At 59.8% G+C, this 26755-nt stretch carries 21 protein-coding genes; 12 read left to right on the forward strand and 9 right to left on the reverse strand.

The features are described from left to right. Positions 1 to 15: 15 nt before the first annotated feature. The 5 genes from clpX (at position 16) to FBY12_RS00795 (ending at position 7526) form a co-directional block, all read left to right on the forward strand. A complete protein-coding gene (gene clpX, locus FBY12_RS00775; protein ID WP_007901798.1) occupies positions 16 to 1299 on the forward strand; it encodes an ATP-dependent Clp protease ATP-binding subunit ClpX in 1284 nt (427 codons plus the stop codon). Between the two features lie 161 nt (positions 1300 to 1460). Continuing rightward, positions 1461 to 3857: an endopeptidase La gene (gene lon, locus FBY12_RS00780; RefSeq protein ID WP_121734372.1), complete on the forward strand. Its 2397-nt coding sequence runs from the start codon at positions 1461 to 1463 to the stop codon at positions 3855 to 3857. 150 nt (positions 3858 to 4007) lie between these two features. Beyond that, positions 4008 to 4280, forward strand: coding sequence for an HU family DNA-binding protein (locus FBY12_RS00785; RefSeq protein ID WP_002552737.1), 273 nt, complete (start codon positions 4008 to 4010; stop codon positions 4278 to 4280). 234 nt (positions 4281 to 4514) lie between these two features. Next, the gene (locus FBY12_RS00790) at positions 4515 to 6386 is read left to right on the forward strand and encodes a SurA N-terminal domain-containing protein (protein WP_145250140.1); all 1872 of its coding nucleotides are present in this window, start codon (positions 4515 to 4517) and stop codon (positions 6384 to 6386) included. A 228-nt stretch (positions 6387 to 6614) separates the two neighbouring features. Further along, positions 6615 to 7526 carry a DUF2242 domain-containing protein gene (locus tag FBY12_RS00795; protein WP_145250143.1) on the forward strand — a complete coding sequence of 304 codons (912 nt, stop codon included), beginning with the start codon at positions 6615 to 6617 and terminating at the stop codon, positions 7524 to 7526. Positions 7527 to 7877: 351 nt separating this feature from the next. Here FBY12_RS00795 and FBY12_RS00800 read toward each other — a convergent pair whose 3' ends face one another. Together FBY12_RS00800 and FBY12_RS00805 are read right to left on the reverse strand one after the other, a co-directional pair. Then, positions 7878 to 8918, reverse strand: coding sequence for an AraC family transcriptional regulator (locus FBY12_RS00800; protein WP_121734453.1), 1041 nt, complete (start codon positions 8916 to 8918; stop codon positions 7878 to 7880). A gap of 3 nt (positions 8919 to 8921) precedes the next feature. After that, entirely contained in the window at positions 8922 to 10052 is a 1131-nt protein-coding gene (locus FBY12_RS00805) for a carbon-nitrogen hydrolase family protein (RefSeq protein WP_145250146.1), read from the reverse strand. Between the two features lie 208 nt (positions 10053 to 10260). Between FBY12_RS00805 and FBY12_RS00810 the strand changes: the two genes are divergently transcribed. From FBY12_RS00810 to FBY12_RS27590, 3 genes are all read left to right on the forward strand, one after another. Continuing rightward, positions 10261 to 12300, forward strand: coding sequence for an NADPH-dependent 2,4-dienoyl-CoA reductase (locus tag FBY12_RS00810; RefSeq protein WP_145250149.1), 2040 nt, complete (start codon positions 10261 to 10263; stop codon positions 12298 to 12300). Between the two features lie 51 nt (positions 12301 to 12351). Beyond that, the gene (locus FBY12_RS00815; RefSeq protein WP_145250152.1) at positions 12352 to 13275 is read left to right on the forward strand and encodes a 1-aminocyclopropane-1-carboxylate deaminase/D-cysteine desulfhydrase; all 924 of its coding nucleotides are present in this window, start codon (positions 12352 to 12354) and stop codon (positions 13273 to 13275) included. Positions 13276 to 13455: 180 nt separating this feature from the next. Further along, the gene (locus FBY12_RS27590; protein WP_178111704.1) at positions 13456 to 14067 is read left to right on the forward strand and encodes a hypothetical protein; all 612 of its coding nucleotides are present in this window, start codon (positions 13456 to 13458) and stop codon (positions 14065 to 14067) included. 59 nt (positions 14068 to 14126) lie between these two features. Here FBY12_RS27590 and phnX read toward each other — a convergent pair whose 3' ends face one another. Both phnX and FBY12_RS00830 read right to left on the reverse strand, forming a co-directional pair. Then, the gene (gene phnX, locus FBY12_RS00825) at positions 14127 to 14954 is read right to left on the reverse strand and encodes a phosphonoacetaldehyde hydrolase (protein WP_145250155.1); all 828 of its coding nucleotides are present in this window, start codon (positions 14952 to 14954) and stop codon (positions 14127 to 14129) included. A gap of 217 nt (positions 14955 to 15171) precedes the next feature. Continuing rightward, the gene (locus tag FBY12_RS00830; RefSeq protein ID WP_145250158.1) at positions 15172 to 16281 is read right to left on the reverse strand and encodes a 2-aminoethylphosphonate--pyruvate transaminase; all 1110 of its coding nucleotides are present in this window, start codon (positions 16279 to 16281) and stop codon (positions 15172 to 15174) included. A gap of 109 nt (positions 16282 to 16390) precedes the next feature. On the opposite strand from FBY12_RS00830, the gene FBY12_RS00835 reads away from it, so the two are divergent. Continuing rightward, on the forward strand, positions 16391 to 17254 hold the full coding sequence (locus FBY12_RS00835; protein WP_145250160.1) for a LysR substrate-binding domain-containing protein: 864 nt from the start codon (positions 16391 to 16393) through the stop codon (positions 17252 to 17254). A 184-nt stretch (positions 17255 to 17438) separates the two neighbouring features. Here the strand turns inward: FBY12_RS00835 and FBY12_RS00840 are convergent, their stop codons facing one another. Then, on the reverse strand, positions 17439 to 18311 hold the full coding sequence (locus FBY12_RS00840) for a LysR family transcriptional regulator (RefSeq protein ID WP_008029617.1): 873 nt from the start codon (positions 18309 to 18311) through the stop codon (positions 17439 to 17441). A 268-nt stretch (positions 18312 to 18579) separates the two neighbouring features. Between FBY12_RS00840 and FBY12_RS00845 the strand changes: the two genes are divergently transcribed. Beyond that, positions 18580 to 19905 carry an MFS transporter gene (locus FBY12_RS00845; RefSeq protein WP_145250163.1) on the forward strand — a complete coding sequence of 442 codons (1326 nt, stop codon included), beginning with the start codon at positions 18580 to 18582 and terminating at the stop codon, positions 19903 to 19905. A gap of 9 nt (positions 19906 to 19914) precedes the next feature. Next, on the forward strand, positions 19915 to 21321 hold the full coding sequence (locus FBY12_RS00850; RefSeq protein ID WP_145250166.1) for an FAD-dependent oxidoreductase: 1407 nt from the start codon (positions 19915 to 19917) through the stop codon (positions 21319 to 21321). A 160-nt stretch (positions 21322 to 21481) separates the two neighbouring features. Here FBY12_RS00850 and FBY12_RS00855 read toward each other — a convergent pair whose 3' ends face one another. Next, positions 21482 to 22879: a type VI secretion system Vgr family protein gene (locus FBY12_RS00855; protein WP_145250169.1), complete on the reverse strand. Its 1398-nt coding sequence runs from the start codon at positions 22877 to 22879 to the stop codon at positions 21482 to 21484. A gap of 232 nt (positions 22880 to 23111) precedes the next feature. Here FBY12_RS00855 and FBY12_RS00860 point away from each other — a divergent pair, with 232 nt between their 5' ends. After that, a complete protein-coding gene (locus FBY12_RS00860) occupies positions 23112 to 23819 on the forward strand; it encodes a YebC/PmpR family DNA-binding transcriptional regulator (protein ID WP_121734001.1) in 708 nt (235 codons plus the stop codon). Positions 23820 to 23974: 155 nt separating this feature from the next. Here the strand turns inward: FBY12_RS00860 and FBY12_RS00865 are convergent, their stop codons facing one another. From FBY12_RS00865 to FBY12_RS00875, 3 genes are all read right to left on the reverse strand, one after another. Continuing rightward, complete coding sequence (locus tag FBY12_RS00865) at positions 23975 to 24667, reverse strand: N-acetyltransferase (protein WP_121757442.1); 693 nt, start codon at positions 24665 to 24667, stop codon at positions 23975 to 23977. Positions 24668 to 24783: 116 nt separating this feature from the next. After that, positions 24784 to 25575: a ChbG/HpnK family deacetylase gene (locus FBY12_RS00870; protein ID WP_145250172.1), complete on the reverse strand. Its 792-nt coding sequence runs from the start codon at positions 25573 to 25575 to the stop codon at positions 24784 to 24786. Then, positions 25547 to 26752 (reverse strand): GNAT family N-acetyltransferase, encoded by a 1206-nt coding sequence (locus FBY12_RS00875; protein ID WP_145250175.1) that lies wholly within the window; start codon positions 26750 to 26752, stop codon positions 25547 to 25549. Before FBY12_RS00875 ends, FBY12_RS00870 begins: the two co-directional genes overlap by 29 nt. Positions 26753 to 26755 lie beyond the last annotated feature (3 nt).

The raw sequence follows: 26755 nt of genomic DNA on the forward strand, positions 1-26755 counted from the left end.
ATTTGGATCGAACGAATGACTGACACCCGCAACGGCGAGGACAACGGCAAGCTGCTCTATTGCTCCTTCTGTGGCAAAAGCCAGCATGAAGTGCGCAAATTGATTGCCGGCCCCTCGGTCTTTATCTGCGACGAGTGCGTCGACCTGTGCAATGACATCATCCGCGAGGAGGTGCAGGAAGCCCAGGCCGAGAGCAGCGCGCATAAATTGCCTTCGCCTAAAGAAATCAGCGGCATCCTTGACCAGTACGTCATTGGTCAGGAGCGTGCGAAAAAGGTTTTGGCCGTAGCGGTGTACAACCACTACAAACGCTTGAACCAGCGTGACAAAAAGAATGACGACGTCGAACTTGGCAAAAGCAACATCTTGCTGATCGGCCCGACAGGCTCGGGTAAAACCCTGCTTGCCGAAACACTGGCTCGTTTGCTGAACGTTCCGTTCACCATCGCCGACGCAACCACCCTCACCGAGGCGGGTTATGTCGGTGAAGATGTCGAGAACATCATTCAGAAGCTGCTGCAGAAGTGCGATTACGACGTGGAAAAGGCCCAGATGGGCATTGTCTACATCGATGAAATCGACAAGATCTCGCGCAAGTCTGACAACCCGTCGATCACCCGGGACGTTTCCGGTGAAGGCGTGCAGCAAGCCTTGCTCAAGTTGATCGAAGGCACGGTCGCTTCCGTTCCGCCGCAAGGTGGTCGCAAGCATCCGCAGCAGGAATTCCTGCAGGTCGACACCCGTAACATCCTGTTCATCTGCGGTGGTGCGTTCTCCGGTCTGGAAAAGGTTATTCAAAACCGTTCCACCAAGGGCGGCATCGGTTTCAACGCAGAAGTGCGCAGCAAGGAAGAAGGCAAGAAAGTCGGTGAATCCCTGCGTGAAGTCGAGCCTGACGATTTGGTCAAGTTCGGTCTGATCCCGGAATTCGTCGGTCGTCTGCCAGTTCTTGCAACGCTGGACGAGCTTGATGAAGCTGCGTTGATGCAGATCCTCACCGAGCCGAAAAATGCTTTGACCAAGCAGTACGCCAAGCTGTTCGAGATGGAAGGCGTGGACCTGGAATTCCGGGCCGACGCACTGAAATCGGTCGCCAAACGTGCCCTGGAACGCAAAACCGGTGCCCGTGGCTTGCGCTCGATTCTCGAAGGTGTGTTGCTCGACACTATGTATGAAATCCCCTCGCAGTCCGAGGTGAGCAAAGTAGTGATCGATGAAAGCGTGATCGAAGGCAAGTCCAAGCCACTGTATATCTACGAAAACAGTGAGCCGACTGCCAAGGCAGCGCCAGACGCTTAAGCGTCACGCTGCTGGAATAAAGAAGGGGCCTTCGGGCCCCTTTTCTTTTAAAGCGTTTTAACACCCTCTTTACGCTTGTTTTTTTTGAAAGCAGCCCCCATCTTGGTTTCAAGCTTACATCCATCTGTTTACGGCCTTATGGCCGCCGTAGAGGCGAAATCATGAAGACAACCATCGAATTGCCTCTCCTGCCATTGCGTGATGTTGTGGTTTATCCGCACATGGTTATCCCGCTGTTCGTGGGGCGCGAGAAATCCATCGAAGCCCTCGAGGCAGCGATGACCGGCGACAAGCAGATCCTTCTGCTGGCTCAGCGCAATCCTGCTGACGACGATCCCGGTGAAGAAGCACTTTATCGCGTAGGTACCATCGCCACTGTTCTGCAACTGCTCAAGCTGCCTGACGGCACCGTCAAGGTTCTGGTCGAAGGCGAGCAGCGGGGCGCCGTGGAGCGCTTCAGCGAAGTGGACGGCCACTGCCGTGCCGAAGTCTCGTTGATCGACGAAGTCGACGCGCCAGAGCGCGAGTCGGAAGTGTTTGTCCGCAGTCTGTTGGCTCAGTTCGAACAATATGTCCAGCTGGGCAAGAAAGTCCCGGCTGAAGTCCTGTCGTCGCTCAACAGCATCGACGAGCCGGGCCGCTTGGTCGACACCATGGCCGCACACATGGCCCTGAAGATCGAGCAGAAGCAGGAAATCCTCGAAATCATCGATTTGTCGGCCCGGGTCGAGCACGTTCTGGCGTTGCTGGATGCCGAGATCGATCTGCTGCAAGTCGAAAAACGCATTCGCGGTCGCGTCAAAAAGCAAATGGAGCGCAGTCAGCGCGAGTACTACCTGAATGAGCAGATGAAAGCCATTCAGAAAGAACTCGGCGACAGCGAAGAAGGCCACAACGAAATCGAAGAGCTGAAAAAGCGCATCGATGCCGCTGGCCTGCCCAAAGATGCCCTGGCCAAGGCCAACGGCGAGCTGAACAAACTGAAACAAATGTCGCCGATGTCCGCCGAGGCGACCGTGGTTCGTTCATACATCGACTGGCTGGTTCAAGTGCCGTGGAAAGCTCAGAGCAAAGTGCGTCTGGACCTTGCCCGCGCCGAAGATATTCTCGATGCCGACCACTACGGTCTGGACGAAGTCAAAGAACGCATCCTCGAATACCTCGCTGTGCAAAAGCGCGTGAAGAAGATTCGTGGTCCGGTGTTGTGCCTGGTCGGTCCTCCTGGCGTGGGTAAAACCTCGTTGGCGGAGTCGATTGCCCACGCCACCAACCGTAAATTCGTGCGTATGGCCCTCGGTGGCGTGCGCGATGAAGCGGAAATTCGTGGTCATCGCCGCACTTACATCGGTTCGATGCCAGGAAGATTGATTCAAAAGATGACAAAAGTCGGGGTTCGCAACCCGCTGTTCCTGCTCGATGAAATCGACAAGATGGGCAGCGACATGCGTGGCGATCCGGCGTCGGCGTTGCTGGAAGTGCTCGACCCTGAGCAGAACCACAACTTCAACGACCACTATCTGGAAGTCGACTACGACCTGTCCGATGTGATGTTCCTGTGCACCTCGAACTCGATGAACATTCCGCCAGCGCTGCTGGACCGGATGGAAGTCATTCGCCTGCCGGGCTACACCGAAGACGAGAAGATCAACATCGCGGTCAAGTACCTTTCGCCGAAGCAGATTCAGGCCAATGGCTTGAAGAAAGGCGAGCTGGAATTCGACTCCGAAGCGATCCGCGACATCATCCGCTACTACACCCGCGAAGCCGGTGTACGGGGGCTTGAGCGCCAGATTGCCAAGGTTTGCCGCAAGACCGTCAAAGAGCACGCACTGGAAAAACGCTTCTCGGTGAAGGTCACTGCGGACATGCTCGAGCACTTCCTCGGCGTGCGCAAATACCGCTACGGTCTTGCCGAATCCCAGGATCAGATCGGCCAGGTAACTGGCTTGGCTTGGACTCAGGTGGGTGGCGAATTGCTAACCATCGAAGCCGCTGTCGTACCCGGCAAAGGCCAGTTGATCAAGACCGGTTCGCTGGGCGATGTGATGGTCGAATCGATCACCGCAGCGCTGACCGTGGTACGCAGCCGTGCGAAAAGCCTGGGGATCCCTCTGGACTTCCACGAGAAGCGCGACACGCACATCCACATGCCGGAAGGGGCGACCCCGAAGGACGGCCCTAGCGCCGGTGTAGGCATGTGCACGGCGCTGGTATCGGCGTTGACCGGGATTCCGGTGCGCGCAGACGTCGCTATGACAGGAGAAATCACCCTGCGTGGCCAAGTGCTGGCCATCGGCGGTCTGAAGGAAAAACTGCTCGCGGCTCACCGTGGCGGGATCAAGACTGTGATCATTCCGGAAGAGAACGTGCGTGATCTGAAGGAAATTCCTGACAACATTAAGCAGGATCTGCAGATTAAACCGGTTAAATGGATTGACGAGGTCCTGCAAATTGCGCTGCAATACGCGCCGGAGCCCTTGCCGGATGTGGCTCCCGAGATAGTTGCAAAGGATGAAAAACGCGAGTCTGACTCTAAGGAAAGAATTAGCACGCATTAGTACGCATTTGCCTGGGGGGCTTCCTTGACAGCTTTTTAGAGCCCTTGTTATAAAGCGGCTCTTAAGTGTCTGTAGGCCATTCAGCACTCGTTTTTTTGCTTTCACCAAAAAACTTAGAATCATACTCAAATAGATATAAGGGGACTTAGAGTGAACAAGTCGGAACTGATTGATGCTATCGCTGCATCCGCTGATATCCCGAAAGCTGCTGCTGGCCGTGCGCTGGACGCTGTAATCGAATCCGTCACTGGCGCTCTCAAGGCTGGCGACTCTGTTGTTCTGGTTGGTTTCGGTACGTTCTCCGTTACCGATCGTCCAGCTCGCATCGGTCGTAACCCACAGACTGGTAAGACACTGGAAATCGCTGCAGCCAAAAAACCAGGTTTCAAAGCCGGTAAAGCACTGAAAGAAGCTGTCAACTAAGTCAGATTCAGGTTTTTGCCTATCCGGGTCGGGGTCATGCCTGACCTGGCAGCGGAGCGGTAGTCCAGTCAGCACATTGCTGGTCTGAGACACCGAGGGTCGCAAGTTCGAACCCCTCGGTCCGCTCCGCCAGTTACGAGAAGGCGCATCCCCGGATGCGCCTTTCTTCTATCCGGATTCTACCCACGCTCCACGGTTGCCTAATTTTGAAGTTCAACCGTTTCTGGGGGACGCATGCTGCAGAATATCAGGGACAATTCACAAGGCTGGATTGCCAAGACCATTATCGGAATCATCGTTGTATTGATGGCTTTCACCGGTATCGAGGCCATTTTCCAGGCGACGACCAACAGCCAGGATGCGGCCAAGGTCAACGGTGAAGAAATCAGTACCAACGAGCTGAGCCAAGCTGTCGACATGCAACGCCGTCAGCTGATGCAACAGCTGGGCAAGGATTTCGACGCTTCGTTGCTCGACGAAAAAATGCTCCGCGAATCGGCCCTCAAAGGCCTGATCGATCGCAAACTGCTGCTGCAAGGCGCAGAAAAATCGAAGTTCGCTTTCTCCGAAGCCGCTCTGGACCAAGTGATCCTGCAGACGCCTGAATTTCAGGTGGATGGCAAGTTCAGCCCTGAGCGCTTCGACCAGGTGATTCGTCAACTGGGCTACAGCCGTATGCAATTCCGCCAGATGCTGGCTCAGGAAATGCTGATCGGTCAGTTGCGCGCCGGTCTGGCGGGCAGCGGTTTTGTCACCGACGCCCAGGTGCTGGCGTTCGCCCGTCTGGAAAAACAGACGCGTGATTTCGCTTCGTTGAACATCAAAGTTGATCCGTCTGCGGTGAAAGTGACCGACGACGAGGTCAAGGCTTACTATGACGAGCACGCCAAGGAATTCATGACGCCGGATCAGGTAGTCATTGATTACCTGGAATTGAAGAAGGCTTCCTTCTTCGATGAAGTCAGCGTCAAGGACGAAGAGCTGCAAGCGGCTTATCAGAAAGAAATCGCCAACTTGGCCGAGCAACGCCGGGCTGCGCACATTCTGATCGAAGTGAACGACAAAGTGACCGAGGCGCAAGCCAAGGCGAAAATCGAAGAAGTTCAGGCTCGTCTGGCCAAAGGCGAGAAGTTCGAGGCTCTGGCCAAGGAATTCTCCCAGGACCCGGGTTCGGCGAACAATGGTGGTGACCTCGGTTACGCCGGTCCAGGTGTCTACGATCCAGCGTTTGAAAAAGCCCTGTACGCGTTGACCAAGGACCAAGTGTCGGAACCGGTTCGCACGGATTTCGGTTTCCACCTGATCAAGCTGCTGGGCGTTGAAGCGCCTGAAGTTCCGACGTTGGACAGCCTCAAGGCCAAACTGACCCGTGAACTGAAAACCCAGCAAGTCGAGCAGCGTTTCGTCGAGGCGACCAAGCAATTGGAAGACTCCTCGTTTGAAGCTTCCGATCTGGCTCAGCCGGCACAAGACTTGAAACTGACCGTTCACACTTCTGCGCCGTTCGGCCGTGAAGGTGGCGAAGGTGTTGCGGCCAACCGTGCCGTGATCACTGCAGCATTCAGCCCTGAAGTGTTGGATGAAGGTGCCAACAGCACCGCCATCGAGCTCGATCCGGAAACCGTGATCGTGTTGCGCGCCAAGGAGCACTTGAAGCCTGCGCAGTTGCCACTCGAAAGCGTTGCCGCCAACATCCGCACGCAATTGGCCAAGGAGCACGCCATTGCTGCCGCCAAGACCAAGGCTGATGAGCTGATCGCCAGTCTGCGCGACGGCAAGACGCCGCTGGATCAGGCGATTGACGGCCAGACCTGGAAAGTCACCGCAGCAGCTACTCGCGCTCAGGAAGGGGTTGACCCGACTGTGCTGCAAGCGCTGTTCCGGATGCCCAAGCCTGCTGCCAAGGACAAGCCGACGTTCAACAGCGTGACCCTGGCCGATGGTAGCCTGGTGATCGTGCGTCTGAATGGCGTGAACGAAGCCGCAGCGCCGACCGAAGAAGAGAAGACTCAGTACCGTCGTTTCCTCGCTTCGCGCATTGGCCAGCAAGACTTTGCGGCCTACCGCAAGCAGTTGGAAAGCGAAGCGGACATCAAGCGTTTCTGATGGCTGACTGAGCTGCTCGCTACACAAGAACCCCGGCCGAAACGCCGGGGTTTTTTGTGCATGAAGGAAAATTTCGGCGCCGGCTTATCGGTAATCCGCGAGGTTGTGCGACTTTTCCGGCATATCGGGGTCAACTTCCTGTAACAGGTTTAAGACATCAATGGATGCGACGCTAAGCATCGTTCTGTTGCACAATACGCCCCGGACCGTTTTCTCTCAGGATGTTCAATGTTCAGATCAATTCCCATGCGTGTTGTCGGGCTGGCTTTAGTGCTGGCCGTTGCTGCCGGTTGTTCGTCGAAAAAAGCCGCCATCTATGAGCATGAGAACTTCGACGATTCCGGAACGTTTTCGCGCAATTACCCGGTGACCGACGTGCAGACCTGCGAAGCCGCGCGCCGTGCGTTGCTCAGCCAGGGTTACATCATTACCAGCAGCGATCCGAAACTGATCAGCGGCCACAAAAGCTTCCAGCAAACCGGCGAGACGCACATGGAGATCAGCTTCAGTGTGGTGTGCGCCGATGATGGTTCCGAAGGACACCACGCGACCATGTTCGCCAACGCCTTGCAGGACCGTTATGCGTTGAAGAAGACCAACAACTCCGCCAGCCTCGGCGTCGGTGTGTTGGGCTCGGTGTCGATGCCGATCGGCTCGTCTGACGATTCGATGGTCAAAGTGGCCAGCGAAACCGTGTCGTCGGCCAAGTTCTATGAGCGATTTTTTACCCTGGTCGAGCTGTTCCTGCCGGCCGAAGCAAAGAAAGCCGCGCACATCGTCGAGAAGCCAAAAACCGATTTGGGCATGCCGGAAACCAAACCGGCGCCAGCCGCACCGGCAGCACTGGCGCCCGCGCCAGCGGCAGGCTCACCGTCTCCGGCAACCCCAGCAGCCGCGCCGACACCTGCCGCAACACCTGCCGCAGAGCCCGCAGCCGCGCCAACTACAGAACCTGCCGCAGTCGACTTTGCACCTGGCGCTTCGGAGCCTGTCGCGCCGCCGGCAGAATCTGCACCGATCACCCCGGCACAAACCACCGAACCGGCGCCCGCCACGGAAACTAACACCACGCCGTCGCACCCGGACAACATGCCCGCACCGAGCGAGCCGATTCCGGCGATGCCATCCTCGGGTCAATAACCGCCCCTGCGGCAAGAGGGCGGGAACGTGTCAGAGCTTCCCGCCGCCAACCGCCCAATTGATCGAAGTCACAGCAGTGCGTTTTCCTACGCACTGCGGCGAAAAAATCCCCTGATAAATTCCTGATCGACTGCTACGTTTTATTGAGTAGCGGTCGAGTGCCGTGTGAGCGTCATTTTTCTTTCACGCGGGCACTTTATGCTCAAGGCGCTGGTCAGTTGATCAGGCCTTTTTTAATGAGCAATCGAGGGGAGATCACCATGGACGATTATCAAGAAGAGTTGCTGGAATATTCGGCATTTGAACTGGATCCGCTGGAACCAGCCGAAGACGCTACCGAGCTTTAAGCCTTCACGCGGTTTGGCGATGACTTCGGCGAAATTCGCCGGGCGTCTGGCCGTTCCAGCGTTTGAAGGCCCGTTGAAAAGCTTCGGCTGAGGCAAAGCCCAGCAGATAGGCGATTTCGCCGAACGCCAGTTCGGTGTCGCGAATGTACGTCATGGCTAGGTCGCGGCGAGTGTCGTTGAGAATTGCACGAAATTGCGTGCCTTCCTCGGCGAGTTTGCGACGCAAGGTCCAGGTTGGCAGCTTCAGGCGTGCCGCCACTTCTTCCAGGTCGGGTTCCCGGCCACCGTTGAGCAACGGCCCCAACAGCTGAATGATCCGTTCACGCAGGCTGCGGGTGCGCGTCAATTGTTCCAGTTCGCGCTCACATAATTGCAGCAGGTGCCGCCAGGTGCTCGGGCAATGCTCCGGGTTGCGCTGGGCGAGGCTGCTCAGGCTCAGGCGCAGTTGATTGTGCTCGGCGCCGAACTGGATCGGGCAATCGCCCAGTACGCTGTAAGCCTCGCGATACGGCGGCGCTTCAAATTCGATGTCGATGCGTTCGGCTGGCAACGCGGTAGCGCTGACGCTGGACAACTGCCGCAACCAGCCGGAAATAATCGAATCGACGACGAAGCGGTTGTAGGCGTTGTAGGGATTGATCGAATAAAACCGCAGCCAGGCGCCGCGCGGGTCTTCGTGAAAACTTGATTGACCGCGATAGTTGGAGCCGTACAACGCTTCGAAGCGGATCAGGCAACGCGCCGCCTCGCGAACCGTCGGTGCCTGCGCGGCGGTGACCCCGGCGAGGCCGGCCTGGCTCAACCGACTCAACTGGCCCATGCGCAAACCCAGCGCCGGGTCGGCGGTCAGCTGGATCGCGCCGTGTCCGAGGCGCATGTACCGCGGAATCGACAACCGCGCACCGGCCTCACCGAGGCGCGCTGCGTCGAGGCCGTATTGGTCGAGCAACGGCTGTGGATCGGCGCCATGACTGCGCACCGCATCCGCCAGGCTGTTAACGAAGCCGACCGACAGATCCCCGAGGCGCATCGGCAGCGGTTTCATGTTTTACAACCACAGGTTCAACAAACGCGCGCCACGCTGATCGCCGTCAGCGGCGTGCTGGCCATTGCTGCTGAGGAAACTCTGCCCGGCGCTGGCCTTGTCCCAGAATTGCCCACGCATAAACACACTGACCCCGGCAATCGCCTGACTGCTCGGCGGCTGCGCGATCAGGGTCAAACGATGCCAGGCCTGGCCTTCACTGAGCTCGCCGGCCTTGAGGCTGACCGAACTCGGCGTCGACAGGCCTTTATAGCCGCGCCACGGTTTGTCCCACGCGCCGTGGCCGACCACGAAGGCCGGAACCGCCACCAGTTGCACGTTCTGTTCGTCGAGCTTGCGGTAATTGTCCGGGTACCAACTGTCGCTGCCGATCAACACGCCAAGGCGTCCGGCCGGTGTGTCGACGACGCTGATGGTGTGCTCGCTGTTGGCGGCGAGCGTGTCCTGATCGGCGAAGATCGGGTGCATCTGCCGTTGCGGCTGGCCGATTGGCAGACCGTCGCGACCGAACACCACGGTGCTGTTGAACAGCGCGCCGTGGCCGATTTTCAGCTCGCCGTCGCGCACGCTTGGCTCCGGCAGCACGATGGTGCCGGCCACCAGCGTCACGTTGAATTCTTTCGCCAGACCACCAAACAACGTCTGGTAATCCTTGGCCATGCTTTTGGCTTTCATCCGCAGATGCGCGTCATCCAGACGGCTGGCGCCCTTGGCACGCAGCAGCGCGCGCGCGAACTGCAATGGATTGCTCGCCGCCAGCCAGTTCATCGCTTCCTTGAGGGTGCCGGCCTGATACAGCTCGTCTTTTTCGCCGCTGATCATCAGCCATGTGCCGACATGTTCCGGCAGCACAACGACGGTCTTTTCGTTGAGCAGGCCTTGTTCCTGGGCCTGTTGCAGATAGGCGCCGAGCTTGCGCCGCAGGCGTTCGGGGCTTTGGTAGTCGGTCGGGAACAGCTCGGGCTGGATGCCGAGCAAGTTGCCGCGATCGGCCGGCGTGCCTTGATCGACCGCCAGATTGATACGCAGGTCCGACAGGTAATGCCCCACCGGACGGTCTGCGGCCCACATTGCGTAGGTCGTCAGGGCGGCGATCAACGCCATGGAAAAGGTCAGGTACAGAAGTTTGCGCATGGGAAAACAGTCGACAGCCGTGTGCAGGATTCGCCGACTAGGGTAGGGCGCATGCCGGCGCTTGCCAAGGGGCGCTGCGCATTTGGATCAATAAGTTGTCAGTTTGGGTCATTGAGTGACACGAGTGCGACTCTTAGTCTGTGCCACATGACTGACGGGGGCCGCAGAGCTTCCGCAATTTCCGTGATCGCTCGATGTGGAGTTACCGATGGCCGCCGCTCATTACCCGCACCTGTTGGCCCCGCTGGACCTGGGTTTTACCACGCTGCGCAACCGCACCCTGATGGGGTCGATGCACACTGGCCTTGAGGAAAAACCCGGCGGCTTCGAGCGCATGGCGGCGTATTTTGCCGAGCGTGCGCGCGGCGGTGTTGGCCTGATGGTCACCGGCGGTATCGGTCCGAATGATGAGGGCGGCGTGTACTCCGGCGCGGCCAAGTTGACCACCGAAGAAGAAGCGCTCAAACACCAGATCGTTACCCGCGCGGTGCACGCGGCGGGCGGCAAGATTTGCATGCAGATCCTCCACGCCGGGCGTTACGCCTACAGCCCGAAACAAGTGGCGCCGAGCGCGATTCAGGCGCCGATCAACCCGTTCAAGCCTAAAGAGCTGGACGAGGAAGGCATCGATAAGCAAATCAGCGATTTCGTCACCTGTTCGGTTCTCGCGCAAAAAGCCGAGTACGACGGCGTCGAGATCATGGGCTCCGAAGGTTATTTCATTAACCAGTTCCTCGCAGCCCACACCAATCACCGCACCGACCGCTGGGGCGGCAGCTACGAAAACCGTATGCGCCTGCCGGTGGAAATCGTCCGCCGCGTGCGCGAAGCGGTCGGTCCGAATTTCATCATCATTTTCCGTTTGTCGATGCTCGATCTGGTCGAGGGCGGCAGCTCCTGGGAAGAAATCGTTACCCTCGCCAAAGCTATCGAGCAGGCCGGCGCGACCATTATCAACACCGGGATTGGCTGGCACGAAGCGCGGATTCCGACCATCGCCACCAAAGTCCCGCGCGCGGCGTTCAGCAAAGTCACGGCAAAACTGCGCGGCTCGGTGAGCATTCCGCTGATTACCACCAACCGCATAAACACCCCGGAAATCGCCGAGCAGATCCTCGCCGAAGGTGACGCGGACATGGTCTCGATGGCGCGGCCATTTCTCGCCGACGCCGATTTCGTCAATAAGGCTGCGGCCGGTCGCGCTGATGAAATCAATACGTGCATCGGCTGCAATCAGGCGTGCCTCGATCACACCTTCGGTGGCAAATTGACCAGTTGCCTGGTCAACCCGCGCGCCTGTCACGAAACCGAACTCAATTACCTGCCCGTGCAACAAATCAAGAAAATCGCCGTGGTCGGTGCCGGGCCTGCGGGTCTGGCCGCTGCCACCGTGGCTGCCGAGCGCGGGCATCAGGTGACATTGTTTGATTCGGCCAGCGAAATCGGCGGCCAGTTCAACATCGCCAAACGCGTGCCGGGCAAGGAAGAGTTCTTCGAAACCCTGCGTTATTTCAATCGCAAGTTGCAGACCACCCACGTCGAGGTCTGCCTGAATACTCGCGTCGACGTCGCGCAACTGGTTGCCGGCGGTTTTGACGAGATCATCCTGGCCACCGGCATTGCGCCGCGCACACCGGCGATTCCGGGCGTCGACAATGCCAAAGTGCTGAGCTATCTCGACGTGATCCTCGAGCGCAAGCCGGTGGGCAAACGCGTGGCAGTGATTGGCGCCGGCGGCATCGGTTTCGACGTCTCGGAATTTCTTGTGCATCAAGGCGTGTCGACCAGCCTCGACCGCGCCGCGTTCTGGAAAGAGTGGGGCATCGACACGCACCTTGAAGCGCGTGGCGGCGTCGCCGGGATCAAGGCTCAACCGCATGCGCCGGCCCGCGAGGTGTTCCTGCTGCAACGCAAGAGCTCCAAGGTCGGCGATGGCCTGGGCAAAACCACCGGCTGGATTCACCGCACCGGGTTGAAGAACAAACAGGTGCAAATGCTCAACAGCGTCGAATACCTGAAAATCGACGATGAGGGCCTGCACATTCGCATCGGCGAAACTGGCGAGCCGCAGCTGCTGGCGGTCGACAACATCGTGATTTGCGCCGGGCAGGACCCGTTGCGTGAGTTGCAGGACGGCTTGCTCGCGGCCGGGCAGAACGTGCACTTGATCGGCGGCGCAGACGTGGCAGCCGAGCTCGACGCCAAGCGTGCGATCAACCAGGGTTCGCGTTTGGCCGCCGAACTCTAAACCGGTCAGCGTGCTGATAAGATGCCGGCTCTTAACCCAGGGCCGGCATCGATGTTTCTCCCTCCCAGCGACTGGCAAGCCATCGCTCCCCTCGAAACGCTGCACGTCGACTGGCTGACCCGCGCCGGCGTCGACGTGGCGATCCTGCGTCTCGACCAGATCGACCCGCTGATCAGCGGCAACAAGTGGTTCAAACTCACCGAGCACCTCAATGCGGCGAATCGCGCCGGTGCCGAAGGCATCATCAGCCTCGGCGGCGCGCACTCCAATCATCTGCATGCGCTTGCTGCGGCGGGCCAACGTTTCGGTTTCAAAACCGTCGGTTTGCTGCGCGGGCATGCGCAAGACACGCCGACCGTCATCGATCTGCGCGAGTTCGGCATGCAGCTGCATTGGCTGGGTTACGGCGGCTATCGCGCGCGCCACGAACCAGGTTTCTGGCGGCCATGGCAGACGCAATACCCGACGCTGCACGCGGTGCCGGAGGGCGGTGGCGGATTGCCGGGGGCGCTGGGCTGTGTGCAGCTCAAGAGTCAGGTGCAGCAACAATTGAGCGCTCTGGGCTGGCGCGATTACGACGGCTGGTGGCTGGCCTGCGGCACTGGCACCACGCTCGCTGGATTGGTCCTGGCCGAGGCCGGCGAGCATCCGGTTTACGGCGCGCTGGCCGTGCCCGACGATCATGGCGTGGCGCAACAGGTTGAGGCGATTGTGCGCGAGGCGGGTTTAACTGAGCCGCTGTATGAACTGTTCGACGCCAGTCGTGGAGGTTTTGCCAAGGTCGATCCGCTGTTGCTGGCGTTTATTCAACAAACTGAACAGCAAAGCGGCATTGCTCTGGAACCGCTGTACACCGGTAAAGCGTTGCTGGCACTCAAACAACATATTGAATCAGGCAGACTTGCGCCGGGTTCGCGTTTGATCTTTATTCATACTGGCGGTTTGCAGGGGCGTCGTGGATTTGCTGTTGCTTAATGAGCTTTTGTTCTGCTAGTTGATAGTTGTTAATTAAACGTTACTCATGTTTTGTATCGCTTGCGGTTTTGCCTTTTCATGCCGGTTATATACTCTGTCGCCAAGCCCTCACTTGTTTGATTCAATTTACTGGTGGCTTTAGTAAAAGTTGATCACCTACTTATATAACTGGAGAAGTTCATGAAAGGATTCATTTTCACCCAAGCACAGAAACAAGGCCCAGCGCGAAAAATGATGGCGGCCAAACCGCCTGCGCCGAAACCCAAACCTGCGCCAAAACCTGCGCCCACGCCGAAACCGGCGCCGAAGCCAGCTCCAAAACCAACGCCGAAACCTGCGCCAAAACCAGCCCCCAAGCCAGCTCCGAAACCGGCGCCAAAACCTGCACCGAAACCTGGCCTGACCCCCAAGCCTGCGCCGAAACCAGCGCCGCGGCCGAGCCCGCGTCCGCCGCTGCCGTGGCCGACCTTCAACATCACTATCGACCCGCTGGGCTGGTACAACCTGCTCACTGCTCCGGGCCTGATCCGCAATGCTGACGGCCGCGGTCAACTGCCGGATGGCAGCCTGATCAGCGAAGATGAGCAATCGGTAACGCGCCCGGACGGCATTGTGCAATATGCCGATGGCCGAATCGGTTATCCGGATGGTCGTATCGAATGGCCGGACGGTACTGTTGAGTACCTGGATGGGCGAATTGTCTGGGCGGATGGCACCGAACTTCGCGCGGATGGCAGTACTGTTTATCCCGACGGCGTAATCATTGACGCCAATGGTGTGCAGATCAACTGAATACAATTTATCCAATAAAAATGCCGCGACTTTCGAAAGAGTCGCGGCATTTTGTATTGTCAGAAACTTTGTGGCATTTCACCATTAGCCAAACGCTTATTGATATCTGCGATGACTTCCGGCAAGTCAGTAATGGTGTCGATCATGTAATGCGGGCGCGAACTTTCGAACAATGCGTGAATCCGTTTGCGTTCGCTGGCCAGTTCTTCACTGCCGAGCGCTTTATAACCGTCGTAATCCAGCCCCAGCGCGTTGCCGGAGCAGATCAACGCCACGGTCCACATGCCGGCGCGGCGACCTTCTAGAATGCCCGGCACGGTGTCATCGATTTTCACGCAGGCGCCGACGTCGTCGATGCCCAGCGCGATCACGTTGGCCAATGCCTGTGCCGGCCATGGGCGACCGTTTGGCACTTCGTCGGTGGCGACGACGTGGTCGGCGACGTAGCCGTTGGTGGCAGCCAATTCGACGACTTTATCCATGACCTGTTTCGGGTAACCGGAGCACGAACCGATCTTGATCCCTTGCTCGCGCAGCGCGGCGATGGTTTCCAGCGCGCCGGGGATCAGCGCCGAGTGCTCGGCGATCTTCTCGATCTGCAACGGCATGAACCGTTGATAAATCGCGGTGACGTCATCGTCGGTCGGCGTGCGCCCGAACGCCTTGCGATAACGCTCGGCGACTTGCGGCTGATCGCACAGCGTGCGGATGTGGTCCCACTTGCCCATGCCCATCGGTCCACGGGCTTCTTCGATGGAAACTTGCACGTCGAATTCGGCGAACGCCTCGACAAAAATCTGCGTCGGCGCGAACGAACCGAAATCGACCACGGTGCCAGCCCAATCGAGAATGGCCGCCTGGAGTTTGCTTGGGTTGTTGTAATTCATGTGATGTGATCCTTTTAAATGAGCAAATTCGAGAATGTGCAACGCTGATTTTCTGTAGCAGCTGCCAAGCCCCGGCGAGGCTGCGTCGGGCGGCGCCGCCGTCGTTAACCCTGGCCACGCCGTCCACCTGAAACACCGAGGTGGATGGTTTTACGACAGCTGCGCTGCCGAACGCAGCCTCGCCGGGGCTCGGCAGCTGCTACAGGGCGGTGAGGGGTCAGATGTCGAGGACTTCCATTTCGCGCAGCACTTCGGCAATCGCTGCCACGGCTGCATGCATTTCCGCCTGGTTGACGTGGCCGATGCAGCCGACGCGGAAGGTTTCGACCTGGGTTAATTTGCCCGGATAGAGGATGTAGCCCTTGGCTTTGACCCGTTCGTAAAACTCCTTGAACTGGTAGCGCGGATCTTTCGGTGCATGGAACGTAACGATGATCGGCGCCTGGATCGCGGCAGGCAGAAAACTGCGCAAACCGAGTCTGGCCATGTCATCGAGCAGCACCTGGCAATTGTTCGCGTAACGCTGATGGCGCGCGGGCAAACCGCCTTCTTCGTTGTATTGCAGCAGCGCTTCGTGCAGCGCGGCGACGACGTGGGTCGGCGGGGTGAAGCGCCACTGGCCGGTCTTGGCCATGTAGCTGTGCTGGTCGAACAAGTCCATCGCCAGCGAGTGCGAATTGCCCGCGGCTTGCGCCAGTGACTCTTTGCGAGCGAAGACAAAACCCATGCCCGGCACACCTTCCAGGCACTTGCCCGAGGCGGCGATCAGCGCGTCGAACGGCACCTGTTGCGCGTCGATCGGCAGCGCGCCGAACGAGCTCATCGCATCGATGATCAGGCTTTTGCCGTGCTGCGCGATGACGGCGGCAATCTCCGGCAAAGGGTTGAGGATGCCGGTGCTGGTTTCGCAATGGATCAACGCGATGTGGCTAATGCTCGGGTCGGCGCGCAACAGGCGATCGACGTCGGCAGCGGTGGTCGGCTCGTCTTCGGCGGTTTCGAAGGTGCTGAACGGGCGGCCGAGCACTTCGCAAATCTTCGCCAGGCGTTTGCCGTAGGCGCCGTTGATCAGCACCAGGACTTTGCCATCGCGCGGCACCAACGTGCCGATTGCCGCTTCGACCGCGAAGGTGCCGCTGCCCTGCAGAGGCACACAATGGTGGCTGTGCGCGCCGTTGATGATGCTCAGCAATTGTTCGCAGAGGCTGGCGGTCAGTTGATTGAAGCGGTCATCCCATGAACCCCAGTCGACCATCATCGCCTGGCGGGTGCGGGCCGAAGTGGTCAGTGGGCCGGGGGTGAGCAGGATGGGTTCGGCAATACTCATTCTCGTGTCCTCGCAATCGATGGGATGAAGCTACGGGGCTTAAATTGCAATTTGCCGTTGCATCAATCAAATTGTTTGTTGTTATGCCAACCATCAGCGAGGGTTATTCATGAATCTGTTCCAGCTCCGCGCGTTCGATGCGGTGGCCCGCGAGGGCAGCTTCACCCGGGCGGCTGCGCGGTTGTTCATCAGCCAACCGGCGGTCACCGGGCACATCAAAGCGCTGGAGGAGCATTACCAGATCACCTTGTTGCGGCGCACCGCGCGCCGGGTCGAATTGACCGAGGAGGGCACCAAACTCGCAGCGATCACCCGCGCGATGTTTGGTTTGGCCGAAGAAGCGCAAGTGCTGCTGGAGGCTAACCGGCAGTTGCTCACCGGGCGCCTGGAGGTTGCGGCGGACGGGCCGCACATGGTCATGCCAATGCTCGCCAGTTTGCGCGCGCGTTATCCGGGAATAACGGTGAACCTGCGCTTGGGCAATGCGCAGGAAACTCTTGGCGCGTTGTTGTCCGAACACGCGGATGTCGCGGTGCTGACCGAGGTCGAACCGCGCAAAGGCTTGCATCTGCAAGCGCTGAGCGAATCACGGATCTGCGCGTTGGTGCCGGCCGCGCACCCGTGGGCGCAGCGGGTCAGGGATGTGCCGTTGAAGGAACTGGATCAGGTAATCATGGTGCTGCGCGAGCCGAGCTCGATTACGCGGCGCACGTTTGATGATGCTTGCAGCCAGGCGAAGATTAATCCCCGGGTGCTGCTGGAGCTGGACAGCCGTGAGGCGGTGACCGAGGCCGTTGCTGCGGAATTGGGAGTTGGCGTGGTGTCGTCGGTGGAAGTCAGCCATGACCCGCGGGTGGTGGCGGTGCCGATTATTGGGGATGGACTGGTCAACCGGCACATGATCGGGTGCATGCAGCGGCGGCGGGATTTGCGCTTGATTCAGGCGTTTTTTGATTTGGCCCCGGCCAGTTAGACCGAGGCGCGGCCATCGCAGGCAAGCCATGCTCCCACAGGGGAATTGCGTTAGGCGGGAGTAGACCGAGGCGCGGCCATCGCGGGCAAGCCATGCTCCCACAGGGATTTATGCCAGACACACATTTGGTGTACGACACAAAACCTGTGGGAGCGAGGCTTGCCCGCGATGGGGCCAGACCTGCCTACACCAGGCTCTCGCGCACCATCTCTAGAAACGTCGCCACCACGCGCCGCGAGCTCTGTTCGCGCAGGCACACCAGCGTCTCCGTCAGCCGCCGCTTGCAGTCGGTAATCGGCAGCGCGCACACCCGCGAATCGGCACCGAACTCGGCTGCCGACACCACCCCGACACCAATCCCGACCACCACCGCCTCCCGCGCCGCTTCCCGGCCTTCAACCTGAATTGCCGGGCGAATCCGAAACCCGGCCCCGGCCATTTCCTCTTCCAGGGTCTGCCGGGTCACCGAACCGATTTCCCGCAGCACCAATGGCGTGTCGTCGAGGTCGGCGAGGCAGATCGATTCGCGGTCGGCCCACGGATGATTGCGCGATACGAATGCCACCATCGGGTCATTGCGCAGCGGCAACGAGATCAATCGTTCATCACTGACATCGCGCCCGAGCAGCGCCAGATCCGCCTGATAGTTGAACAACCGGAACAGCGATTCATCGGTGTTGCCGGTTTCGATCTTCACGCTGATGCCGGGGTAGCGCTCACAGAACCGGGCGATCTGCGGCAACACATGGACGGGCGCATCCACGGCGAGGATCAGGCTGCCGGTTTGCAGCGCCTGGGAGTCCTGCAACAACTCCTGCGCTTCGGCCTCGATCACAAACAAACGCTGGGTGATGCTCAGCAAACGCTCGCCCAGATCGGTCAGGCGCACCGAGCGTTTGTTGCGATGGAACAGCAACACGCCAAAACGTTCTTCGAGTTTGCGCACTTGGTCGGAAATCGCCGGTTGCGTGAGAAAAAGCCGCTCGGCGGCTTTGGTGAAGCTTCCGTGCACCGCCACGGCATGGAAGGCTTTTAACTGGGCGTGAGACACCGACATCGAAACCTCCAGTAACAAGCTGAGCTTATTTTGGAAATACGATAAATCGATTTCACTTATTAGTCCGTAATTGTTTTTATCGGCCTCAGCCCCGGCGACTGCTCGTTCGAACAGCGCCGGTGGCCATGAGCCTGTGCGTGCAACAGCAGGACTCATCTGACCGGTATCGCCTCAGGGAAGCAGCGATATCGAAGTGCTCAACAATAAAAAAACAGGCGTTATTTCTCAATTTCTGCCGGCACACTCACACCCTGAGGTCAGAACCACCATGAATCAGCACATCGGCACCATCAAGCGTTGGCGCGTGCAGATCTTCGCCATCACCTGGCTCGCTTACGCCGCTTTCTACTTCACTCGCAAAGCTTTTTCGGTCGCCAAACTGGGGATCGGCGAAGACCCCGAGTTCATGCTCGACAAAATGGCCATGGCCAACCTCGACGCCATCTACCTGGCTGCTTACGCCGTCGGCCAATTCACCTGGGGCATCCTCGCCGACCGTTTTGGCCCACGGGTCGTAGTGCTCGGCGGTCTGGTGATTTCTGCGGCGGCGGCACTGGTGATGGGCAGTTTCGCGACATTGCCGATCTTCGCCACGTGCATGTTGATCCAGGGCCTGGCGCAGTCCACCGGCTGGTCGGGGCTGTGCAAGAACATCGGCAGTTTCTTCCCCGCCGAGCAGCGTGGGCGCGTACTCGGGCTGTGGAGTTCGTGTTACGCATTCGGCGGTCTGGTGGCGTCGCCCTTCGCCGGTTGGTGGGCGTACACGCTGGTCGGCTCATGGCACGCGGCGTTTATTTCCAGCGCGGCGGTGGTCGGCGTGGTTGCGGTGTTGTTCTTCATTTTTCAACGCAATAAACCCGAAGACGTCGGTTTGCCCGCCGTCGAGCCCGAGCCTGAGTTGAGCGTTGAACAGGCCGATGCGCAGAGCAAACTCAGTTGCTGGGAACCGTTGAAGGAAATCCTGCGTAACCGCACGGTGCTGGTCCTCGGGCTCTCGTACTTCCTGTTGAAACCGGCGCGCTACGCGATTCTGCTGTGGGGCCCGGTGATTGTTTTTGAACAGATGCCCTCGGTCGGCAAGGTTGGCGCGGCGATCATTCCGACCGCGTTTGAACTGGCCGGGTTGCTCGGGCCGATCATGATCGGTCTGGCCTCGGACAAACTGTTCGGCGCCCGGCGCATGCCGGCGTGCGTGATCAGCCTGTTGGCGCTGACGGTTTCCCTGGCGCTGTTCATGGGTGCCTTGAGCACCGGCAGCGTGTTGCTGGTGGTGGCGCTGCTGTTCGTCATGGGCCTGACGCTGTATGGGCCGGATTCGATGATCAGCGGCGCGGCGGCCATTGACTTCGGCACCGCCAAGGCTGGCGCCACCGCAGCGGGTTTCGTCAATGGCTGCGGCTCGGTCGGGGCGATTCTCGGCGGTTTGCTGCCGGGTTACTTCGACTCGGTTACGGTGTTCATCATCTTCGCCGGTTGCGCGATGTTTTCAGCCTTCGTGCTGATCCCGCACTGGAACAGCCGCCCGGCCGGCCTGCGCGGCGAAAATGCTTTTGTGCCCAACCAGGCAATCACCATCAAACCCCTGCGTACCTGAGGAAATCCCATGAGACCTTTCTGGCTGGACCAAGCGCTGGCGGCCGAGTCCTGCGCGCCGTGCGGACCCTTGCCGTGCGCGCCGCTGACGGCCGACACCCGCGCCGACGTTTGCATTGTCGGCGGCGGCTACACCGGGTTATGGACCGCGGTCATGCTCAAGGAGCAAAACCCCGAGCTCGACGTGTTGCTGATCGAAGCCGACATCTGCGGTGCCGGCGCCAGTGGTCGCAACGGTGGTTGTGCGTTGTCGTGGTCGGCGAAGTATTTCACCCTGGAGCGCTTGTTCGGCGTCGAAGAAGCGGTGCGCCTGGTCAAGGAGTCGGAGCGGAGCATTTACGCGATCGGCGACTTTTGCCAGCAGTACGGCGTCGAAGCCGATTACCGTCTCGACGGCACGCTGTACACCGCGACCAACCGCGCGCAATGCGGCTCGACCGACGCGGTGATCGCAGCGCTGGAACGCAATGGCATCAACTCGTTCAGCCAGCGTCCAGTCGCCGATGTGCAACGCATGGCCGGCTCGCGCAAACATCTGGAAGGCTGGTTTTCCCCGGCCGCTGCCAGCGTGCAACCGGGCAAACTGGTGCGCGGTTTGCGCCGCGTGGCGTTGCAGTTGGGTGTGCGGATTCATGAAAACACGGCGATGACCGGGCTGGAGGAGGGCAGGCCTGCGGGCATTCAAACGCCCCACGGCACGGTCCGCGCCGATCGTGTGGTGTTGGCGATGAATGCGTGGATGGCCCGCGCGTTCCCGCAGTTCGAACGCAGCGTGGCGATTGTCTCCAGCGACATGCTGATCACCGAACCGCGCCCGGAATTGCTCGCTGAAATCGGGTTGACCAGCGGCGTGACCGTGCTCGATTCGCGGATTTTTGTGCACTATTACCACAACACCCCGGACGGCCGGATCATGCTCGGCAAGGGCGGCAACACCTTTGCCTACGGTGGGCGGATGTCGCCGGTGTTCGATCAGCCGTCGCCGTACGCCGGGTTGTTGCGCAGCAGCCTGACGGACTTTTTCCCGGCGTTTGCCGAGGCCAAGGTCGAGGCAACGTGGAACGGGCCGTCGGATCGCTCGGTCACCGGGCTGCCGTTTTTTGGTCAGATGAGCACCAGCGGCAATGTGTTTTATGGTTTCGGTTATTCCGGCAGCGGCGTCGGCCCGTGCCACATGGGCGGGCAGATTCTGGCCTCGATGGTGCAAGGGCTGGACAACCCGTGGACGCGCTCGCCGCTGGTCAATGGACCGCTGGGCTACTTCCCGCCGGAGCCGATTCGGTATCTCGGTTCGCTGATGGTGCGCAACGCCATCCGCCGCAAGGAACGCGCCGAGGATCACGGCCGCCGGCCTCGGCATCTGGACATGCGCCTGGCGAAGTTCGCGGCAGCGGCGGGCAAGGCTGACAAGGGCTGAGCGACTCTGCCGATAAGTCACATAACCCCGTGGCGAGGGGGCTTGCCCCCGTTCGGTTGCGCAGCAGCCGTCGCTTTTGCGGCACGAACTGCGCCGCCTAACGGGGGCAAGCCCCCTCGCCACAAGGGCATACCTTGGCGTGACCTTCAGCACTCAATTCTCAAGGGTTATCCGGACAATTGACCAACCAATCCAGCAGCAGCCGCGTATCACCACGCGGTGTTGCTGTCGGTGATTTTCGGCGTTTCTGCGGATTGACCTCTGCGCAGACAATCGGCCGATCCGGGTCGCTGTCGAGAAAACTCACGTACACCTCGCTGCCCGCCAGCGGCATGCCAGCCGCGCCCAGCGCCACTGGCAACCATATTCCCCGCGAAACCTGCGCCGACGATTCCGGCCACAGGCTGACCTCAATTCGGCCCAATTCATCCCGCGTCGGCGCTTGCCCCGGCTCGCCCATCACACGCCCCGGTTGATAGCCGGGGATAATCGGCCGCGGTTGTTTCAATGCTGGCCTGAACACGCTTGACCAGACAATCGCGCTGAACTCATTGCAATAACCTGCCGGCCGCGAGGCGCTGTCCCGCGCCAGAATCGACGACTGCCGACCTTGATGGCGAACCTCGGTGAGCAACCATTGATCATTGAAACTCGCCAGCGGATGTTGCTCGACCTGCACGACACGGCCGCTGAGCAGCGCGGGCTGATCGCTTTTGCCATGCAGTTGCCGATGCTGGCAGCGCAACTGCTGCAACGTTCGGCGGCTGCGTTGTTCGCTGTGCATTTGCCCGGCACCGGGAAACCCGATCAACCCGGGTTTTTCGCTCGGCGGATGATTGGCCGCGTCAGCGCTGAGCACCTGCATGCCCCGATCATTGGCGCCGGGCAGCGGTGGAATCGGCGGCGAATCCAGGCGCTGGAACATCTCGCTGATGGCAACAAATGACGGTTCATCAAAAGCGTCGCCCTGAAACGGCGTGATCACCGGTGCTTGAGGAAAACTCGAACTGTCATCGGCGAACACCACCACATGCCCGGCGCCGCTGTGTTCGAAGTGGTAGTGAATGCCTTCCTCCTCGCAGAGCCGTTGCAGCAACGCCAAATCACTTTCCTCGTACTGAATGCAAAATGGCCGCACGGGGTAATGCCCGGTGTTCAGTTCGAGGCGATAACTGTCCTCGGGCAGGGCGTTTTCCGACAGCAATTGGCGAAGAATCGCTGGCACGTCGAGCTGCTGAAATACCCGTCGCTTGAGTGCTTGCTCGAGCCGTTGCAGGTGCGGCACCAAAACCAGTCGGTAACCGATGCGCTGCGCGCCGCGCTGCTCGCGACTGGCGCTGTGCACCACGCCATGAAAACCCTGGCCAGCGCCCAGGCTCAGGTAGGCCGGTTGCTGCAACACGCGGTCGAGGTTCATCGCCGGGGCGAGGCCGATCACTTCGATGTCGAAGCGGTAAGGCTGGTTGAGGGCTTCGTGGCCGCTGAACTGCAACACTTGCCAACTCAAATCATCCTCGACCAGCGTCAGGGTGAAGGGACTTTCCTTGTCGTTGTGCATCGAGTGCGCTTCTGCCATGGATTACGGGGCGCAGAGGGTACGTAACCGCGCGCAGGAATAGACCCTGCAAAGCGACTTTTCAGATTTGCCCTACAAGCACTGTTGAATAAGTCGACGCGGCTTGGCTAAACAGCATGGAATTTTTGGTCGATTGCCGACTTTAGGCCGTATAAACTTGCCGCCATGCGTCGGCCAATAGATGTCTCGGCGCCACAGATCAAGAGAGTGAGTAATGGGCGCACAGTGGAAGGTTAAACACAAAGAAGCGGCATCCAATGCCAAAGGCAAGATCTTCGGCAAACTGGTGAAAGAAATCACCATTGCTGCGCGTAACGGCGCCGATGTCTCGACCAACGCCCACTTGCGTCTGGTTGTCGAGCAGGCCAAGAAGGCTTCGATGCCGAAAGAAACCCTCGACCGCGCGATCAAGAAAGGCGCGGGCCTGTTGGGCGAAACCGTGCAATACCATCGCGTGACCTACGAAGGCTTCGCCCCGCATCAGGTGCCGCTGATCGTTGAATGCGTGACCGACAACATCAACCGCACCGTCGCGGAAATCCGCGTCGCATTCCGCAAGGGCCAATTGGGCGCTTCCGGTTCGGTCGCCTGGGATTTCAACCATGTCGGCATGATCGAGGCGTCCCCGGACAGCCCTGACGCCGATCCGGAAATGGCCGCCATCGAGGCCGGCGCACAGGATTTCGAGCCGGGCGAAGAAGAGGGCACGACCCTGTTCCTGACCGAACCTGCGGACCTTGATGCCGTGCAGAAAGCCTTGCCAGAACAGGGTTTTACCGTGTTGGCGGCGAAGTTGGGCTACCAGCCGAAAAACCCGGTCAGCGGTTTGAGCGATGAGCAAATGGCTGAAGTCGAAGCCTTCCTCGAAGGCCTCGATAACCACGATGACGTGCAGGACATGTTTGTCGGTTTGGCAGGTTAATCTGCTTTCGCAGTGAGACCTCTCGCGACCAAGCTCGCTCCCACAGGTGATGTGTTGCGCACACTTAATCAGTGCCTAATACAAATCCCCTGTGGGAGCGAGCCTGCTCGCGATGGCGCCAGGCGCCATCCCTCCATCTCAAGCATTCACAAAGCCTAAACAGCCGCCGACACCACCACTGGCCGGCCCGGTTTGCGCAGTGGGTCGAGGCGCGAGCCTTGGTAGCGGGTTTCGCGGAAAAAGCGCCAGCGCCCGCCGAAAAAGCCGTAGACGTGGGTCACCCGACCTTGTTCCTGATAGCCCATGCGGATGTGCAATTTCAGCGCTGGAATGTTGTGGGTTTCGCACACGTCCACGACCTTGTTGCAACCTTTCGCGGCCATCGTTTCCCACAACTCAATTTGCACGTCCACCGACAGGCTGGTGCCGAAGTAGGTGCGGATCATTTCGCCGCCGAATTCGAAGAACTCGCCCGGTTTCACCGGAAACCAGCAACCGTAATAATGGCGGTCGTGGTAGTTGCGGGTGCTGGCCCAAATGAAGCCGACCGCATCGTCGTGTTCGTCGAGGTACATATGCCCGGTGTGGCCGTCGGCAGCGAGTTCGGCCATGGTCCCGACGCGGTCGCCAAAATGCTTGGCGAACGCCGTTGCGTTCTCGGGGGTGATGTCGACCTTGCGCAAACCTGAATAGGGCCGCAGTTTGTGCGGCGGTACCGGGCTGACCAAGTCACGTTCCATCCACAACAGCTCCCAGTGGAAGAACACATAGCGCTTCCAGAATGCCTTGAAGAGGTTGCCCAAGCCCTTTTGCCTGATGCGTTCGCGAAGCTTTTCGATGACGTTCATGGAGCCCTCCGTGGCCGAAGCCAGGGTGTGTTGTGGTGGTTCTTTTTATGGGTATAGATCAAGGCTGGCGGTTCATATCAAAACGCCAGCTTTGAATATGTTGCAACTTATGTTGCTCATTCCAGTACTGCAGTTCGGGTGGTGAGATCCCGATGAAACACGCCGTACGACACCCGTTCGATACCCGCAAGGCGCCCCTCTAGCACCTGCGTCAGCGACTCCCCGGGGTTCAAATAGGCGTCACCAAAATCGGCGCCCAACTGGTTCGGATGAGCGACGATTTCCAGCAAACCGTCAGTCGGCATTGGCTGATTGCGCAGGTCCACGGGCGTGCACACATAGTCCGCCGAAGCACCGGCCAAAGTGTGCAAGCGGCGATTGAGCAAACCCTTGAAAATCCGCTTCGGCAAACTCAGGTTTTGCCCCAGATTTCGCGCCAGGCGCACCGCCACCCCTTGACGCGCGGCGAACCGCGCGACGATCTCGCCAATCGGCCAAATGTTGTGCACATGCTGGTGTGAATCGATGTGGCTGGGGCGCATGTCGTGGTCGACGCAACGCTGCCATTGCGCTTGCAGTTCCTCCAACACCGCAGCGCGGTCCTCGCGGCTAAGCCAGAAGCTGTGGCGCCGCAGGTTCAGTTCAAACCCGCCCTGACTGTCGCAAAACGTCGGGCGGGCGAGAATGCTCTGGCTCAACGGCCGGCCATACGTCAGGTTGAAATGCAGGCCGATGCGTCCCTTGAGCAGCGGGTGCTGGGCCATCTGGCACGCGGCTTCAAACGCCGGCATGTTGGCCATGGCTGTCGCCGAACTGATGACCCCAGCCTGAAACGCGCCGAGAATCACCGCGTTTTCGCACGGGCTGAGGCCGAAATCGTCAGCGTTGACTATGACTTGCTGAGGCATGCTCGCCCTCCATTGGTTTCTCGATAATCGCCGCAGGCTTGGCCACCGCAGGTGTGGTCACCACCGCAGCTGCCGCACGTTTCGCCCGCCATTTCTGCAAGGTCGGTTTCAGCCGCTGCCAGACGCGTAACGCCAGCCCCAACGTGAGGCCGCTCGGGCGCCAGGAATAGAAACTCCAGCGCCAGTGTTCGAGTTGCCCGGTCATGCGCTCGTGGAGTTGATGGCTGGAGTTTTCCAGGCTGACGCGCGAGGCATCGATCCAGCGCCAATTGTCGTCCAGGCCCCAGCGAATCCACTCTTCGAGCAAGACCCGGCCGCTGCCCAGATCAGCGTATTGCGGCAGGAACGCGAGGTTGTAGTCGTACAGCCGACCCTGCTCCAGCAAACCGAGGCGATAGCTGATGCAGCGGCCGTCAAGTTCCAGCAGCACCACGCGCACCAGACCTTGGGCGGCGAGGGCGGTGAAGGCGCGATTCATCCATTGGCGATGGCGGTCGTCAGCGAAGATCCCCACGCCCTCATCACCTTTCCAGCTCACCGCTTCGACTTCGCTGATGGCCTGCAACAGCGGGCCCATGGTCAACGCATCCGGGGTGATGCGCCGCACTTCGGCGCCACACGCGGCAATCCGCTTGCGCGCGCGCCGCAGTTTGTAGCGCGGATCACCGGATACTTCCTGGCGATCCGCGTCACTGATCAGGTGCACCGGCACCTTGCAACTCAAGCGCCGTTCGCCGGTGGAGCTGTGCGCCATCCACACCGTCAGGGCACTTTCTTCGCCGGTCGGTTCGGACAGCTCGTTAAGTTGCAGCAATGCGTGGGGCAAGCGGCGGCGGATCACGATCAGCGCTTTGCGGATGCTCTCGTCGTCGAGGCAGGCGAGCAGCGCCAGACGATCGGTCAGCGGGTAGCCGAGGTGATGCAGCACCCGAAACGGCAGACCGCCGAAGCGTTCGGTGGTCGTCACCAACGGCAGGCACAGCGCCAATTCATCGCCCTGCCAGCCGAGCAGCACGTGCAATTGCTCGCCGGGGTTGAGGGCCTTTTCGGCGGCGCCCAGCCACGCCAGGGTGTTGAACGGCGTGTGGTCGGTCACACGCAGACGCAACGCCTCGTAAGCCGCTGCCGGAAAGTCCGCGGCGCACAGCGAAGTGCGCCATTCGAATCGCGCCGCCATCGG

Source organism: Pseudomonas sp. SJZ131 (genome assembly GCF_007828705.1).
GTDB classification, from domain to species: Bacteria; Pseudomonadota; Gammaproteobacteria; order Pseudomonadales; family Pseudomonadaceae; genus Aquipseudomonas; species Aquipseudomonas prosekii.